This is a genomic window from Streptococcus oralis SK304 (assembly GCF_000287715.1).
GTDB lineage: Bacteria > Bacillota > Bacilli > Lactobacillales > Streptococcaceae > Streptococcus > Streptococcus oralis_Y.
Genome location: NZ_ALJN01000013.1, coordinates 44793 through 60749, shown reverse-complemented (window position 1 = coordinate 60749; position 15957 = coordinate 44793). Strand labels below are relative to the sequence as shown.

At 40.7% G+C, this 15957-nt stretch carries 16 protein-coding genes; 4 read left to right on the top strand and 12 right to left on the bottom strand.

Going from position 1 to position 15957, the window contains the following annotated elements:
• Together HMPREF1125_RS06795 and HMPREF1125_RS06790 are read right to left on the bottom strand one after the other, a co-directional pair.
• A partial coding sequence (locus tag HMPREF1125_RS06795; RefSeq protein WP_000921489.1) for a type II toxin-antitoxin system HicB family antitoxin occupies window positions 1-256 on the bottom strand: 256 nt, incomplete at its 3' end.
• A 40-nt stretch (window positions 257-296) separates the two neighbouring features.
• On the bottom strand, window positions 297-485 hold the full coding sequence (locus tag HMPREF1125_RS06790) for a type II toxin-antitoxin system HicA family toxin (RefSeq protein ID WP_001131504.1): 189 nt from the start codon (window positions 483-485) through the stop codon (window positions 297-299).
• 352 nt (window positions 486-837) lie between these two features.
• On the opposite strand from HMPREF1125_RS06790, the gene argS reads away from it, so the two are divergent.
• The 3 genes from argS to HMPREF1125_RS06775 all read left to right on the top strand — a co-directional run bounded on the left by argS (window position 838) and on the right by HMPREF1125_RS06775 (window position 4579).
• Window positions 838-2529, top strand: coding sequence for an arginine--tRNA ligase (argS, locus tag HMPREF1125_RS06785; RefSeq protein ID WP_001092723.1), 1692 nt, complete (start codon window positions 838-840; stop codon window positions 2527-2529).
• Between the two features lie 327 nt (window positions 2530-2856).
• Window positions 2857-3102, top strand: a complete 246-nt coding sequence (locus HMPREF1125_RS06780) for a hypothetical protein (protein ID WP_000084850.1) — start codon at window positions 2857-2859, stop codon at window positions 3100-3102.
• 214 nt (window positions 3103-3316) lie between these two features.
• Window positions 3317-4579 (top strand): NRAMP family divalent metal transporter, encoded by a 1263-nt coding sequence (locus HMPREF1125_RS06775; RefSeq protein ID WP_000084711.1) that lies wholly within the window; start codon window positions 3317-3319, stop codon window positions 4577-4579.
• Between the two features lie 80 nt (window positions 4580-4659).
• Here the strand turns inward: HMPREF1125_RS06775 and nrdI are convergent, their stop codons facing one another.
• The 5 genes from nrdI to HMPREF1125_RS06750 all read right to left on the bottom strand — a co-directional run bounded on the left by nrdI (window position 4660) and on the right by HMPREF1125_RS06750 (window position 9360).
• Complete coding sequence (gene nrdI, locus HMPREF1125_RS06770) at window positions 4660-5130, bottom strand: class Ib ribonucleoside-diphosphate reductase assembly flavoprotein NrdI (protein ID WP_000724242.1); 471 nt, start codon at window positions 5128-5130, stop codon at window positions 4660-4662.
• A gap of 77 nt (window positions 5131-5207) precedes the next feature.
• The gene (locus tag HMPREF1125_RS06765) at window positions 5208-5741 is read right to left on the bottom strand and encodes a hypothetical protein (RefSeq protein ID WP_000740035.1); all 534 of its coding nucleotides are present in this window, start codon (window positions 5739-5741) and stop codon (window positions 5208-5210) included.
• Window positions 5742-5799: 58 nt separating this feature from the next.
• Window positions 5800-7086 (bottom strand): response regulator transcription factor, encoded by a 1287-nt coding sequence (locus HMPREF1125_RS06760; protein WP_000278916.1) that lies wholly within the window; start codon window positions 7084-7086, stop codon window positions 5800-5802.
• 11 nt (window positions 7087-7097) lie between these two features.
• Window positions 7098-8768 carry a sensor histidine kinase gene (locus HMPREF1125_RS06755; protein ID WP_000800567.1) on the bottom strand — a complete coding sequence of 557 codons (1671 nt, stop codon included), beginning with the start codon at window positions 8766-8768 and terminating at the stop codon, window positions 7098-7100.
• The gene (locus HMPREF1125_RS06750; RefSeq protein ID WP_000514457.1) at window positions 8746-9360 is read right to left on the bottom strand and encodes a YesL family protein; all 615 of its coding nucleotides are present in this window, start codon (window positions 9358-9360) and stop codon (window positions 8746-8748) included. Before HMPREF1125_RS06750 ends, HMPREF1125_RS06755 begins: the two co-directional genes overlap by 23 nt.
• Window positions 9361-9493: 133 nt before the next feature.
• Here HMPREF1125_RS06750 and HMPREF1125_RS06745 point away from each other — a divergent pair, with 133 nt between their 5' ends.
• Window positions 9494-10063: an MptD family putative ECF transporter S component gene (locus HMPREF1125_RS06745; RefSeq protein ID WP_000739507.1), complete on the top strand. Its 570-nt coding sequence runs from the start codon at window positions 9494-9496 to the stop codon at window positions 10061-10063.
• A 174-nt stretch (window positions 10064-10237) separates the two neighbouring features.
• Here the strand turns inward: HMPREF1125_RS06745 and dltD are convergent, their stop codons facing one another.
• The 5 genes from dltD to HMPREF1125_RS06720 form a co-directional block, all read right to left on the bottom strand.
• Window positions 10238-11410 carry a D-alanyl-lipoteichoic acid biosynthesis protein DltD gene (gene dltD / locus HMPREF1125_RS06740; RefSeq protein WP_000593518.1) on the bottom strand — a complete coding sequence of 391 codons (1173 nt, stop codon included), beginning with the start codon at window positions 11408-11410 and terminating at the stop codon, window positions 10238-10240.
• A 47-nt stretch (window positions 11411-11457) separates the two neighbouring features.
• Window positions 11458-12612 carry a D-alanyl-lipoteichoic acid biosynthesis protein DltB gene (gene dltB / locus HMPREF1125_RS06735; RefSeq protein ID WP_001105732.1) on the bottom strand — a complete coding sequence of 385 codons (1155 nt, stop codon included), beginning with the start codon at window positions 12610-12612 and terminating at the stop codon, window positions 11458-11460.
• A 159-nt stretch (window positions 12613-12771) separates the two neighbouring features.
• Window positions 12772-13464: a methionine ABC transporter permease gene (locus tag HMPREF1125_RS06730; RefSeq protein WP_000444639.1), complete on the bottom strand. Its 693-nt coding sequence runs from the start codon at window positions 13462-13464 to the stop codon at window positions 12772-12774.
• 1 nt (window position 13465) lies between these two features.
• A complete protein-coding gene (locus tag HMPREF1125_RS06725; protein WP_000085646.1) occupies window positions 13466-14527 on the bottom strand; it encodes a methionine ABC transporter ATP-binding protein in 1062 nt (353 codons plus the stop codon).
• Complete coding sequence (locus tag HMPREF1125_RS06720) at window positions 14520-15893, bottom strand: M20 family metallopeptidase (protein WP_000231817.1); 1374 nt, start codon at window positions 15891-15893, stop codon at window positions 14520-14522. Before HMPREF1125_RS06720 ends, HMPREF1125_RS06725 begins: the two co-directional genes overlap by 8 nt.
• Window positions 15894-15957 lie beyond the last annotated feature (64 nt).

The following is a 15957-nucleotide window of genomic DNA, read 5'->3' as shown; positions in this document are numbered from 1 at the left end:
TTCTCACAAAAGGCGCAGGATCAACTTGAATCATTGATACAAAACCGTCTGAAACCTCAATCTTTAGAATATCACTTGGTGTAGGCAGCGCCATCCCTTCATCGATGTAAGAAGCTAAAACATTCTCAAGCATTTCACGAGCATTTTTCATCGCTTCCTCGATATTTTTTCCTTCTGTACCTCCACCAAATTCTGGAAATTCTACCCAATATCCTGTTCCTTCTTTATGAAAAATAGCTGGATACGTTTTTAACATTCTACTACCTCCAATGTGAAAAGACTTAGGAAAGCAAACATTACAATCCTAAATCTTTAAGAATCTTTCTTTCCAATCCTCTTCCTAAATCTTCATTTCCATGAACTGGAATCGTGACAAGATAAGAAAAACCCTCTTTCTTAAAATGATGATGACTTCCCCTTTGACGAACTTCAACCCATCCATTCTCAAGTGCTAGTTTCACCATTTCTTTACCTGTAAGTGGCATATATCATTGTTACCTCCTTACGTTTACTATTATACACATTATGCGTATGTTTGTCAAGCTAAAATAAACCACTTTTGTTCAATAACTACAAAATAAAATAGACCAGATTACTGATCTACTTTATTCTATATTCATTGACTAAAAATATACATTCCTTGGTTAGTTTTTGGTTAGTTTCTTAAAAAATAATTTTTTTTAATTCTTCAATCCTTTTAAAATCAAAAAATCTAACTCCCTCTTTAAATTACTACTATTATACCAAAAAAATAGAGAATTCAAAAAAATTCTCTTCTTTCTCAAAAAATGTAGTAAATTGTGATAAAATAGTAGAAAAGTCCAAAAAGGAGCCCTTATGAATACAAAAGAATTGATTGCTAGCGAATTGGCTAGCGTCATTGATAGCCTGGACCAAGAGGCTATTTTAAATTTACTGGAAACCCCTAAAAACTCAGAAATGGGAGACATCGCCTTCCCTGCTTTTTCTCTTGCAAAGGTCGAACGTAAAGCACCTCAAATGATTGCGGCTGAACTGGCTGAAAAAATTAACAGCCAAGCCTTTGAAAAGGTTGTCGCAACAGGACCTTACGTCAACTTTTTCCTTGATAAAAACGCCATTTCTGCTCAAGTATTTCAAGCTGTTATCACTGAAAAAGAACACTATGCTGACCAAAATATTGGTAAACAAGAAAATGTTGTTATCGACATGTCTAGTCCGAATATCGCTAAACCATTCTCTATTGGTCACCTGCGTTCAACTGTTATCGGAGATAGCTTGTCACATATTTTCCAAAAAATCGGTTATCAAACGGTCAAGGTCAACCATTTGGGAGACTGGGGTAAACAGTTTGGGATGCTGATCGTTGCCTACAAAAAATGGGGCGACGAAGAAGCTGTAAAATCACATCCAATCGATGAACTTCTTAAACTCTACGTTCGCATCAATGCTGAAGCTGAAAAAGACCCTAGCTTGGACGAAGAAGCACGCGAATGGTTCCGCAAACTGGAAAATGGAGATGAGGAAGCCCTCGCTCTCTGGCAATGGTTCCGTGATGAAAGTTTAGTGGAATTCAACCGCCTTTACAATGAATTACAAGTCGAATTTGATAGCTACAACGGAGAAGCCTTTTACAATGATAAGATGGATGCTGTTGTAGACATTCTTGCTGAAAAAGGACTTCTTGTTGAGTCAGAAAGAGCCCAAGTTGTGAATCTTGAGAAATATGGAATTGAACATCCAGCCCTTATCAAAAAATCTGATGGTGCAACTCTCTATATCACACGTGACTTGGCTGCAGCCCTTTACCGTAAAAACGAATATCAATTTGCAAAATCCATCTATGTTGTTGGTCAAGAACAATCTGCCCACTTCAAACAACTCAAGGCAGTACTACAAGAGATGGGCTACGATTGGAGCCAAGACATTGTCCATGTTCCGTTTGGATTGGTAACAAAAGAAGGGAAAAAACTTTCTACTCGTAAAGGAAATGTCATCTTGCTAGAACCTACTATTGCAGAGGCTGTTAGTCGTGCCAAGGCCCAAATCGAGGCGAAAAATCCTGAGTTAGAAAATAAAGACCAGGTTGCCCACGCTGTTGGAGTTGGGGCTATCAAGTTCTATGATCTTAAGACTGACCGTACAAATGGATATGACTTTGACCTTGAAGCTATGGTATCCTTTGAAGGAGAAACTGGGCCTTACGTTCAATACGCCTACGCTCGTATCCAATCTATCTTGCGCAAAGCCGATTTCAAACCAGATACAGCCGGCAACTACAGCCTGAATGATGCTGAAAGCTGGGAAATCATTAAACTACTCCAAGACTTCCCACGTATTATCAATCGTGCAGCAGATAATTTTGAACCTTCTATCATTGCGAAATTTGCGATTAGTTTGGCTCAAGCATTTAACAAATATTATGCACATACACGTATCCTAGATGAAAGTCCTGAGCGCGACAGTCGTCTGGCCCTCAGCTACGCAACCGCAGTCGTCCTCAAAGAAGCTCTTCGTTTGCTCGGAGTAGAAGCGCCAGAGAAGATGTAAATCGCCAAAGTTACTTGATTGCAAAGCAATCTAAGTAACTAACACCAAATCCTATCAGGGATTTGGCTTGGCGCTTCACTAGTAAAGAAACATAAATATTCTCGATTTATGTTTCTTTACGTCGTAACCAGAGACACTTGCCTAAACACCTCACTAAATTGGTCAATCAAATCTATTAATTAGTTTAAGGGCTGGTCGTAATCTTCAAGTCACTTGAATGCAAGTCAATCTAAGCAACGAATGTCAAAGCCTATCATAGATTTGGTTAGGCGCTTCACTAATTCGATCTATTCACTACTATTTCTTTATCATACTGGGAGATATCTTATGAGCCAATATGCTTATATCCTCGTTATAATTAGCTTGGTTTTCCTTTTTCTGCTCAATAAGTACGAGAAAGAAAGACTACAAAAGCTCTACCAAGAGCAACTTTTGAAGGATGAAACATTTAGGTCAGACATCAAAGAGAAAATTCACACGACTGACAACATCAATGATGTCATTGCACATATCAATAAAACTTACCATCTGGGAATGTTGCTATCAAAAGACATCACAGATCAATTAAAATGACCAAAGTCCGAGAAGAAAACTTCTCGGATTTTTATTCGCCCTAGTCAGCATCATCCCCTCGAAACAGTCACAGTCATTTTCATATGATTTTTGTGAATTTTTTCAGGATTTTCTAACTTTTTTCAAAATATTCTTGCATTTCGTTTAAGTTTTTTGTAGAATAGAAGCTACCTATTCAGATTATTCTGAAAATTCAAAAACAGGAGCATCTATTATGTCACAAGTTACTTTATCAAGCCAGTCAACCTGGACAAGCAAACTAAAGGCAATGGGGCCAGGTATCCTCATGGCTTCTGCCGCCGTTGGAGGTTCTCACATCGTATCCTCCACTCAAGCCGGTGGTTCTTATGGTTGGTCACTACTCCTCTTGGTTATCTTGGCCAATGTTTTTAAATATCCATTTTTCCGTTTTGGTGCAGAATATACTGCTGATACTGGTAAAACCTTGGTCGAAGGCTACGCTGAAAAAGGGAAACTCTATCTCTGGATTTTCTTTATCCTCAATGTCTTTTCTGCCTTGGTCAATACTGCCGGTGTTGCCATCCTTTGTTCAGCCATCATCGCTAGCGCTTTTCCAATGATCGGTCTTAGCATCACTCAATGGTCCCTCATCCTTGTTGCGGTCATTTGGGCCATGCTACTCTTTGGTGGCTACAAACTGTTGGATGGTATGGCAAAATGGATCATGTCAGCTTTGACTATTGCAACTGTTCTTGCAGTTATCATTGCGGCAATTAAGCATCCAGAATACAGCTCTGATTTTGTCGAGAAGACACCTTGGCAAATGGCAGCCCTCCCTTTTATCGTTTCCCTCCTAGGATGGATGCCTGCCCCTATTGAAATTTCAGCCATCAACTCACTCTGGTCTGCTGAAAAGAAAAAGACTGTCAACTTTAATACAGAGGACGCCCTTTTCGACTTTAACGTTGGTTACATTGGAACTGCTATCCTGGCTGTATTCTTTGTAGCACTCGGAGCACTCATTCAGTATCCTACAGGACAAGCAGTTGAGGCCGCTTCAGCCAAATACATCTCTCAATTCGTGGGTATGTATGCCTCTGTTCTTGGAGAATGGTCCCGTTACTTGATCACCTTCATCGCCTTTCTCTGTATCTTTGGAACAGTCATTACTGTTATCGATGGCTATTCCCGCGTTAATCAGGTTTCCCTACGACTCTTGTTAAGTCAAAAAGAGGATGATAGCAAATCTTTGAACATCTGGATGACCCTCACAGCTGTTATCGGTATCATCATCATCAAGTTCTTTGCTGGTCAAGTATCAACCATGCTTCGCTTCGCCATGATTGGTTCTTTCCTGACAACACCATTCTTCGCTCTTTTGAACTATGTATTGGTGACACGTGAAAATAAAAATCTTCCTTCTTGGCTAAAACTCCTCGCTATCGCAGGATTGATTTTCCTCTTTGGCTTCGCTATCTTCTTTATCTATGCACTTGCTATCGGAAAAGCAGGATAGTTTATAAATGGCACCCTTACGGGGTGCTTTTTGTATACACAAAAAGCAGTTGAAAATCTCAACTGCCCCTCAGTACTACTTTATTTTTCTGTTTCTAACTCATACAAATCTGCAATGATTGCTGCGACCTTTTTAATATCTCCCAGCATACCACGCATTTCAAAGTCAGCCAAAACTGGGAAACCAAAGCGCTGACTATACTGCTTGGCTGTCAGACAGTATTGATTGTTAAAATTACGATTACCAGAACCGACTACCCCAAAACACTTACTAGCATTGTCCCCATAGGCGATAAAGTCGCCCACTGGAGTCGTTAGAATCTCAACATCGCCGTTATCGACGCCGTTCCCACCTTCTAGATAGGTCGGCAAAAAAGCGATATAGGGATGTTCCATTTCAAAGAATTCTTGACCTTCCTTGACTAGGTCCTTGATATGGATTTTTTGGACCTCAATCCCTTCGTACTGGGACAAGAGATAGTCCTTGAGTCGGGTTACAAAACTTTCTGTATTCCCACTCAGACTGATATACACTAAGGATATTTTTTTCATGTTGACCTCGATTTTTATGTTTACGATATAAAAAGAACTACCAAAATTGTAACTTGATAGTTCTTTTTTGTCAATACTTAGGCAGCTTCTTCTGCTTCAACTTCCTCAGCCAAGTCCTTTTGTTGGCGCCACATCTTGTAAAAGACTAAGGCTAAAAAGAGAACATTGATGATGATGAACAAAATATTCGTTCCTTTTGCTAATGCTCCCATTCCTAAGCCAAGGGCACTATCTTTGATTAATTGGACTGCATCTTGAACGTTCATATAGCTATAAACCAAACCAACAATAGCTAGTAGAACATAGCCAACATAAGTATAGTTTGCGAATTGTACGTTTTTACGTACGAGAAACACAAAGGCTACTACAACTAAAATTGCAGATAAAACAATCAACAACATATTAAAAATAGAGTGAGAGGATTCTGACACTTTGTAAGTATAGTTGACCGTGTCTTCTAATTGCTGGGCAGTAAGCGTCCCGCTATTCGCCAGGCTAGCACGAAGAGCATCTTTACTTGGCAATGGACTCAAGATTCCAAATAGTGACATAGATGAAATGAGGGCTGATAGAACTAACAAGACCCAAAGATAAATAGGATTCTTTTTCATGTTTTCCTCCATAAGATATTTTGAACATTATAGCATTTTTTGTACAGGAATACAACTTTTACAAGTTGGTTTCAACTTGTTTGCGATAGGCTTTCGGTGATTTTCCGCACAATTTACGGAAAACCTTGTAGAAATATCCAACATTACTGTAACCAACTGCATAGCAAACATCTTCAATACTATCACTGGTCGAAAGCAAGAGCTGCTGCGCCGCCTTAATTCGCTGTTTATTGAGCAATTCCGCAAAGGTTGAGTTGGTTTCTCTCTTGATTAGCTGACCGAGATAGACAGGATTGATAAAGAGATCCTTGCTGATATCCTTAAGCGAGAGCTCTTTCTGATAATCACGCCCAATCACTTCCAGAACGCTCACCACATTTTCATTCATGCGGTACTGGCCAAAGAACTTGGTCAAGGTTTCTTTGATATAGGCAACCAATTCTTCAAAGGAGTTAATGGCATGGATGGCTTTGACAATCTCCGTCATATCATCTGCTTTTAGGTGTTCAAACAAATGGAAGACATCCATGACAAACTGGGTGAAGAGCTGCTTCGTGATGGCCACGCGCGGGGTATTCTTCAAAACAACCTTCTCTAGCAGGGTTAATTCTTCGATGATTTGATTGATATTCCCTTGGATAATCACCCGATAAATCGGCTCGTAATAAGCAAACAAACTCTCGGATTTTTCTAGATTGACTGAACCGTAGAAGAGGGCTTTTTCAGCATTGATCTTCCAATTCTCAAAGGACTGCTGGTAGGGTGCTTCAAATGGTGTCACGACGATGCCATCGAGCGGTTGATCAGAGATGAAAATCTGCCAGTCTTGCCCCAAAACATAGTAAGGAATGGTAAAAGAGCCTTGCTTTTCCTTAGAAAGGCCTATCCACCAGTTTTCTTTACCTGCTAAGAAACTGATAAAGCCTTCTTCATCTAATTCTTGACTGAGGGTCTGACTTTGCTCCACCTTTTCTTGAAGCTGTCGCGCAATCTTTTCTAATAAATTGCCCAACTCCACCTTGTCTACTGGCTTGACCAGATAATCCACGACACTAAGGTTCATGGCTTTTTTGACGTAGTCAAACTCCTGATAACCAGACAGCAAGATATAATAGGTATCTGGAAGTAGCTCTTTCATTTCCCTAATCATCTCAAGTCCGGTCTTATCTGGCATGTTGACATCGGAAATGATCACATCTACTGGATTTTTCTTAACATAGTCCAAAGCATCATCTGCGTGATTAGCTGTTGCGACGACTTGCATATCCCATTTTTCAAAGGGGATTAATCGCTTGAGCCCCTCTGTCACCATGTACTCATCGTCTACTAATAAAACTTTATACATTTCTACCCTTTCTATTCATCCTGGATAGTGATATGGTAACGAACACCTTCTTGCTCAGCTGACTCTACACTGATTTGGTAGCGATCCCCAAAGTAGAGAACAAAGCGTTCGTGTACATTTACTATTCCAATTGATTGCCGCTCCCCACTATAGCTTGCCTCGTGTTCAAAACTTCGTTGAGCTAATTTTTCTTGCAAGCTAGCTAGTTTCTCAGAGGACATTCCCCGACCATTGTCTACTACTAAGATTTCAACGAATCCTTGACCCTTCAAGGCTTTGATACTGATGACATTATCTGTTCTGCGATGGTCAACACCATGGGCAAAGTAGTTTTCTACTAATGGTTGGAGTGTAAATTTTGGAATCCTCATTTCTTCCAATTCTGGTGCAATCTTGAAACCATAGGCAATGGATTTAGGATAACGTACCATACAGAGATAGCTATATTTTCGGCAGAATTCCAACTCCTGCTTCAGCGTGGTTTCCCGCTCGTCGGAGATATTGTTGCGTAACAAGCTACTAAATTCATAGATAATATCTGCCAGTTCATCCTGGCTTTCCATAACGGCATACATCCGTAAAAACTCCAGAGTATTGTACATAAAGTGAGGATTGATTTGAGCTTGTAGGGCTCGCATATTGGCATCCTTTTGACTGAGCTCTAGCTGATAGATATCGTGGATATTTTTTTCTAGGCGATCCAACATATCATTGGTTGTTTCTGCAATGAGAAGCAACTCTTGGTCTTTTTCAGAGGTATCAATTCGAAGCCCTTCTTCTCCTTGAGCAATCACCTCGATAGAATCTACTAGATCTACGACCTGTTTTTGGTAATTTGAGAAAGTCTGTCTAAGAGTCACGTACAAAATGATGATAAAGAGGATACTTAGCCCAATAATAATAGCTGAACTCGTCAAAGTTCCAGTAAGAACAAAATTTTTAGGAACAGCAGCTCGAACCTGATAACCGTGAGAGGTAACACCTACAAACCAGTTCTCCCTCTCGACTGATACCTTCTCCCCAATATGGAACATCTCAGTATCAAAAGGCGAAGTTACTGTTACAGCCATCGGGATATGACCCCTTGTATTGTCAATAGCTCCATGGAGAACATCTGGCGATAAGGAGATATAGATCACTCCTAAATCCTTGTCAGACACAGGATCGGAAACGGGAATGGCAAAACTGTTGGCTGTCGGCTTAAAATCCTCCGCAGGGACTTTCTCTCCGCTGCGTTTTTCTCTAGTCGAAACATACACTTCCTTATAGTCCTGAAGGACAATAGCCACTCCAGTCACAAAATCATTCCGAACATAGATATTATCAATATTTTCATACAAGGATACAGAAATGTAAGGCGAAGTTTTACGCTCTAATTGCCAATAGAAATAGTCTGGGGTGCTAAGACTGAAATACTTGTAAATCCCTTCAATTCGGGCTTGATTTTCAACCAAAGACTGAGCGAGTTGAGTTGACTCTCTGTGATAATATTCCACTTCACTCACTGTCCGAGTGGTCACACGTTCTGCAACCCTTTGGGCCTCTTTCTCACGCGAGTCCCAGTCAGCATACGATAGCATAATCGCAAAACTGGCAATGATCACGATCATAACCAAACTATAAATCCGTAAAAGAGAGTGAAGCCAGAACTGCTTCATTCTATTTTGTCGCCAATTTTTCATGGATACTTTCATAAATAGGTTCCAACATATCACTGATAAAGAAATGCCACATTCCAATTCCTACAAAAAAGAGCAAGGCAGGCATATAATAACCAACTCCTACAAGGAGAGTCGTCCCGAGTAAAACCTTGGCAATCGCAGGTAAGCTCATGAAAATCCCGATAAGGGACAGTTTCAAAGTATTTTGGTAGGATAAATCAAAGTACACCTGAAGTTTCAAGGAAACAGTATAGGCTAGAAAGACAAAAGCAACTACAAGGACATTGAGAAAGGTCGCCAAGAGGTGGAAAATCGTCTGGTGGGGCAATTGAACTAGAAGATACAAACCATAAACTAGGACAAGATCCACAAACACAAAACTATAGAAAGCCAGATTGCTCTTGACAAAATTGCTCTTATACAATTCCCAAGCTTCCTTCAAATAGTATGCTCGATAGGTATAACCGTGCTCCGCATACAAACTCATAAGGGTGGCACTAGCTGGTGCCAAACCAAAGGCCACTCCTCCTGCCAATGTTAATAGCCAGAAATAAGCTGTCGCAATCATTCCCAAAAAGATACGATTAAAGACGAATTCTAGAAATTTTCCCATGTTACTCTCCTTAAACTAACAATGTAACCATTATATCATATTTCAAGCGTTTTCAAAAATATAGAGTTTCCATTTACAATCCTTAAAAAGCGTGATACAATTGGTTTTGTTAGTTTGCATCAAGGAGATTCTCATGAAGAAAAATATCTTAACCACCCTCTTAGCCGCCGTCCTCTACTTCCTCTGTGTGGGGATTGGAGTCTTCCTAGGACACCTGGTCGACCAAACAGGCAATATGTTCTACGCGCCTGCCTTTTCTGCCCTTGTCGGTGGCAGTGTCTACATGCTTCTTTTAGCAAAGGTTCCTCGTTTTGGCGCTATTACAACTCTAGGCCTTTTTATGGCACTTTTTTTCCTAGCTAGCAAGCATGGCGCTGGTGCCTTTCTCCCAGGAGTCGCCTGTGGTCTTGCAGCAGATGCCATCGCTCGTCTCGGAAACTACAAAGACCGAATCAAAAACATCCTCTCCTTCCTTGTCTTTGCTTTCAGCACAAGTGGGCCTATCTTCCTCATGTGGATCCGTCCCAAAGCTTACATGGCCACCTTACTTGCGCGTGGGAAGTCACAAGAATACATCGACCGTATCATGGTCGCTCCCGAGTTGGACAAAATCCTTCTCTTTGTTTCAAGCATCCTCCTAGGTGCCTTGATGGGGGCTGTGATGGGGCAATTTCTAAGTCAAAAAATCACCGATAAAATGTAAGGTAAAAGCCCTGAAGACTAGCAATGCCTAGTTCCAGGGCCTTTTTGTATACAATCTTAGAATTCACTATAGATAAATTCTTGAATATTCGAAAAATCGGTCACAAAACAGTAAATCACGATGCTTAAGATAACCGTATAGAAAAATAGTGTCCACAAGATTAAACGCTGTGTGTTAGTTAGCTTGGTTTGCAAATTTGTAAAGTTCTTTTTCAACTTCCATCCATCCTTTCACTCCAACGTGCATCACGTCAAATAAAAAGTAATCATCATACTCTCTGTTTCCATAGTTTAGTACCGTTGCACCATGGCTTTTTGCGACATCTTCTATTTTTTTATAAGTTTTTTCTCGCATTTCTCTTGAGACACCAGTGTAGTCGTTCCATTTCCCGTTTACTGGGAAAATAATAACCTCAACTTCAATGCCCAATTCCTTAGCAACTGTCAAGAAAAGTTCCATATCTGAATATTCTGGTGACTCCAGATAGCTCAAATCTTTATTGGAATCTTTCAGCGATGCATAGCGATCTTTTAAGTAAGTATTGTAGTAGTTATTATCAACAGCATAGTCATTATTGTCTGTTTTCTTTTTGACCTCTTCCACAAACTGATCCGTCATCTTCTGCCAATCATAGTCTGGAGTTTTGTCTCCTCGCGAAGGATAATCTGATTTGGCATGTTTTTGATAAAAAGTCTGTTTGAGCTTAAAGGAATACATCGCGTTATCTAACTCTAGTAGTTTTTTATCAACAATAGTCCCTTTTCCATCTATGAAATAACTCTTGTATTTTTGGTAGATGTCATTTTGTTGCTTGTTTCCCTTGGTAATCTCGATAATACGATTGATCAGTTTCTCTTTCGTTTCCTTACTAATCTTGTCATTATCTAGCATGTGGAAAATATGTTCCTGAGAAGCCTTGTTCAAAAAGGCATCTTGATGGGTCCCATCTTTTTCAAACCACTGAACCGACTCGACTATAGCTACTTTTCGCTTACTCATAGATCCTTCAATAGAGCCCAAGGTCGTAGCCTGAATGATGTTTTGAGAATAACTAGTCCCAATCTGCATGATATTAAAATCGTTGTAGTTAAAAATTTTATTTGGATGATAGTCTTCATTTATCGTTGCAACCAACTCTGAGGAACCCATCAGAACCAGTGTATTGGGGGTGATATTGCTTGTTATAATATCTCTACTTTTATACTTTTCATACGAGGTGCTATAACGAATACTGTTATCCTTAACTTTATAATAATCATCAATCTTCTTGACATACGTCACACTTAAAAGGGCAAGCGTCGCAATTACGAGCACAAGCGATAGTAAAAATGCTTTTAATTTAATCATCTCGTTTTATCCTATCCCTTCGATCTGTCCGATTTCTTTTCAATCTCTTATCTCTTTAAAATCGTAAGTAAGATTTTATAGGGTTCACCTGAAAAGATAAAGAAACCAATCATAACCAAATTCATGGTCACAAACCAACTTAGTAGCTTATACCAATTTTTGTTTTTATTTTTCTTATAAAAATTGCTTTTCTTTTGATACACTTCAAATCCAGCCATCAAGACACCATGATAAAAACCATAGACAATGTAGCTAACACTAAGACCATGCCAAAAACCCATGACCAACATATTGACCATATAGGCATAGGTTGCATTGTGTAGTCTATTTTTAAACCATTTTTTCCTGATAACCTGCATCAATACTCTTGAAAATACAAAATCTCTCAACCAGGTCGACAAGGTGATATGCCATCTGGTCCAGAAATCTTTGATATCAACACTCAAGAAAGGTTTGTTAAAGTTCATCGGTGTCTGAATACCTAGAATGTTGCTACTTCCAACGGCCATTAGACTGTAGCCTGCAAAGTCAAAGAACAGATACAAGGTATAGAGGTACATATACTTGATTGAGTAGACGACTGTGCCAGTATTATTTAGAGCGAGTAACATCTGGTAAACATAGGTTGATAAAACAACCTTGTAAAGAAGGCCTAGAACGATACGATACACACCGTCTCCTGCTAACTCTAGATACTCTTTTCGGGGCATGACCTCGTTTATCTCTTTTAAAAATCTCCTACTCCGATCAATCGGACCAGCACTAACTGTTGGGAAAAAGAGCAAAAACTGTAAGTAATCTTTTACACTGATTTTTTCTTTGATCAAGCCATCCGATATTTCTAGCATGATCTGAATGGTCTTAAAGGACATGTAAGAAATTCCAATAAAGGCCAACAAATGCAGAGAAGTCAGGGCAAAGACTTTATTGATTACCAAAGGAAGAATGGAAAGGAAAACCAGTGGTTTCAGCCGCTTTGCCTCTATCCTCTGTGCTAGAAAAACCAGAAAATACTGGTAAACGATAAAGGAGAGTAAATAGACCATCATCGCTCGACTCTTACCATAGATAGCTCCTGCAAATAAGAGGGAGAGCGTCAAAATATAGTAGTCCTTACGTTTTTCAAAAAAGTTTACCACAAAACCAATCAGTAAAACTACAAACAAGAGAAGGAAGAAATCATTCCCCTCGAAATAATTCATACCAGCCAAACTCCTTTACATTATCATCCCTTCGACAGCAAACTTTCCGATTTGCCAATTGAGGGACCTTTCTTTATTATAGCATATTTCTAAAAAGAAGCTTTACTCTTCTTGCATTTCGGTGAGAAAACAAAAAGGAGTCCCGTTGGGCTCCTTCCATTATTTATGACTTAGTTTCTTGGTCAGGAAATCTCCCAAGAATTGGATTGCAAAGATAATCAAAATGATAATGATAGTTGCCAAGATGGTCACATCGTGATTGTAGCGGTTAAATCCATAAGCGATGGCTACGTTACCGATACCACCAGCACCAACCGCACCGGCCATTGCTGTTTCCCCAACAAGGGAAATCAAGGTCACCGTCGTCACACGAATCAAATCTGGAAGACCTTCTGATAGGTAAACACCCACGATATCCCAGAAGGTCGCTCCGCTCGCTTGAGCCGCCTCAATGACACCGCCATCCAGCTCAGCCAAAACAACCTGCACCTGACGGGCAAAGAAGGCGAAGACTGCAAAAGAAAGGGGGACAAGAGCTGCATTTGGCCCGATACTAGTCTTCACAATCAAGTGAGACAGTGGCGACATGATTGCCAAGAGGATGATGAAGGGAACCGCACGAAAAATAGAGGTAATCTTGTCTAAAATCCAAAAGATAACCTTATTTTCCAAGACACCGCCTGGTGCTGTCAAGACGAGGAAAAGACCTGCCACCAGCCCCAAGAACCCTCCGATGATGAAGGAAAGAACTGTCATATAAAGGGTTAGGTAGATAGCCGTTCCCCAGCCTGCTTGACCAGCCCAGCCCATTTTATAGACATTTGGTAAATAGGTTTGAATCAATGATTCCATCTTACTGTCCTCCCTTCAATACTTTTAGCTGTACGCCTGCTTGACGAATAGCTTCTTGAGCACCTGCTAGCGCTGCTTTTTCACCTGACAAGACCACAACCAATTCTCCAACAGGAGTGCCATCGAGAATTTCGATATTTCCATAAAGGATATTAGCCGTTACTTGGTAACACTTGTACAATTCATTCAAAAGTGGCTCGTCTGTCGAAGCCCCTGCATACTTGAGCTGCACTAAGATACTGTTCTCAGATAAATGCTCTACGATTTCTTGCTTCTCAATCTTGACCATGGCTTCGTCAATACCTGTGGCAGTTGAGATAAAGTCTTGAGTCAAAGGTTGTTTAGGATCTGAGAAAATTTCAAGGACACTGCCTTCTTCAATCAAACAGCCATCCTGCATAACTGCCACACGGTTGGCAATGTCTTTGACAATCTGCATTTCATGCGTAATCAAAACAACAGTCAAACCTAATTTTTGGTTCAAATCTTGCAACAAGGCTAGAATTTGCTTGGTTGTCTTAGGGTCGAGGGCAGACGTTGACTCATCTGAAATCAAAATTTTCGGATCATTTGCCAAGGCACGCGCAATGGCCACGCGCTGTTTTTGCCCTCCAGATAGTTGTGAAGGGTAGTTTTCAGCACGATCCGCCAAGCCAACCAAGTCTAACAACTTAGCAACTTTAGCCTTCTTTTCTTCCTTGCTGAGTCCAGAGTGTTTAAGGGCAAAGGCTACATTTTCCTCTGCTGTCTTTTGACTCATCAGGTTGAAATGCTGGAAAATCATCCCAATGTCTTGACGCTTACGACGCAACTGCTCTGCTGTCAAGGTCACCTTACCATCAAAAATGACGTCGTTATCAATGGTAATTTTGCCTGCAGATGGTTTTTGCAAGAGGTTAATCACCCGTACAAGAGTGGATTTCCCTGCTCCAGAATATCCAACGATTCCGTAGATATCCCCTTCTTGGATGTGAATGGTCACATCCTTAACCGCTGCGATGGTTCTCTTCTTTTGGTGAAAAGTCACATCGATCTGATCTAACTTGATAATATCTCTACTCATAGCTTCTAATCAGCTCCTCTACTAATTCAATATGGGTGTAGTAATCGGCGATTCGCACGTTTTCATCTCCACCGTGGTCTCGGCTATTGGCATTTCCTAGACCGAAGGCCACCATTGGTACCTCTAGGGCATCAAAGACCGTATGCATAGGTCCTGTTCCCGCTGTTGTCGGTAAGACCGATACGCCCTGAGGGTAGAATTTCTTGGCCAATTCGATCACATTGAGAATAGCTGGCGCACTCATATCGCTTCGATAGCTCATCTCTCCCAAGGTATAATATAATTCTACCTTATCAAAACCATTTTTGTCTAGCTGTTTCCGAATTTTTTCCAGAACATCATGCGGTTCTAAGCCAGGAACCAGACGAACTTCTAACTTGGCATTAGCTTCTGCTGGCAAAATCGTTTTAACCCCTTGCCCTTGATAACCAGACTGGAATCCTTCTATATTGAGGGCGGGCTCGAAAAAGAAACGTTTGAGAAAGGCAGCGCGCTCCTCTTGTAAGAGAGGCAATTCCAAGCCGTAAATGCGACTGATTTCCTCTGGATTGCCCTGTGCATAGGTATCAACCAAGGCTAACTCCCGTTCATTTGGCTCTTGCACATCCTCGTACAAGCCTTCAACCAAGATACGGCCATCTGCAGCGCGTAGGCTACTTAAGGCCTGGATAAGATACCATGGTGCTGACTCCACGACACCACCATAACTCGAGTGAATGTCCACATCCGCACTTTTCACCTTGGCATCAAAGGTTACGATTCCCTTGTTCCCACCAGAAATTTCTAATTGCTCTAAGGCATTTTTAGTTCCTTGCTCCCAAACTAGCAAATCTGCTCCACGAAGTTTGTCTGCGTGTTTCTCTAAATACTTATCTAAATCCATAGAAGCAGACTCCTCTTCCCCTTCCATGATAAAGCTGATATTGACAGGTAAGTCATCGTGGTGCTGCATATATTTTCTCAGAGCGCTCAAACGAGCCGTGATATGGCCCTTGTCGTCGTCAACCCCACGCCCATACATAAAGCCATTTCGAACAGAAAGTGTAAAGGGATCCTCTGTCCAGATCTGATCTCCATCCGCTGGTACGGTGTCATAGTGGTTATAGAAGATCAAGGTCTTAGCATCTGGACGCGAACTCTTGAAATGCGCCATGACAAAAGGCGCCGTGTAGCTCTCATCAATCTCGACTTCAGCTCCCACATGCTTGAAAATCTCACCCAGATAGTTTGCGACTTCCCTGAGCCCGACCTGCTGGGCAAAGACTGATTTCTTGGAAATCAAGGTACGCAAAACTTCAAAATAATGTTGGGCTACATGATCCTTTTCAAATTTTTCAATCTGTTCTTGTTCGCTAGGAAAAACCATTTTTTCTCTCACTTTCTACTGAGGACTTGTGTCTATGGACGGACTACAAGATCATCTTCTTCAA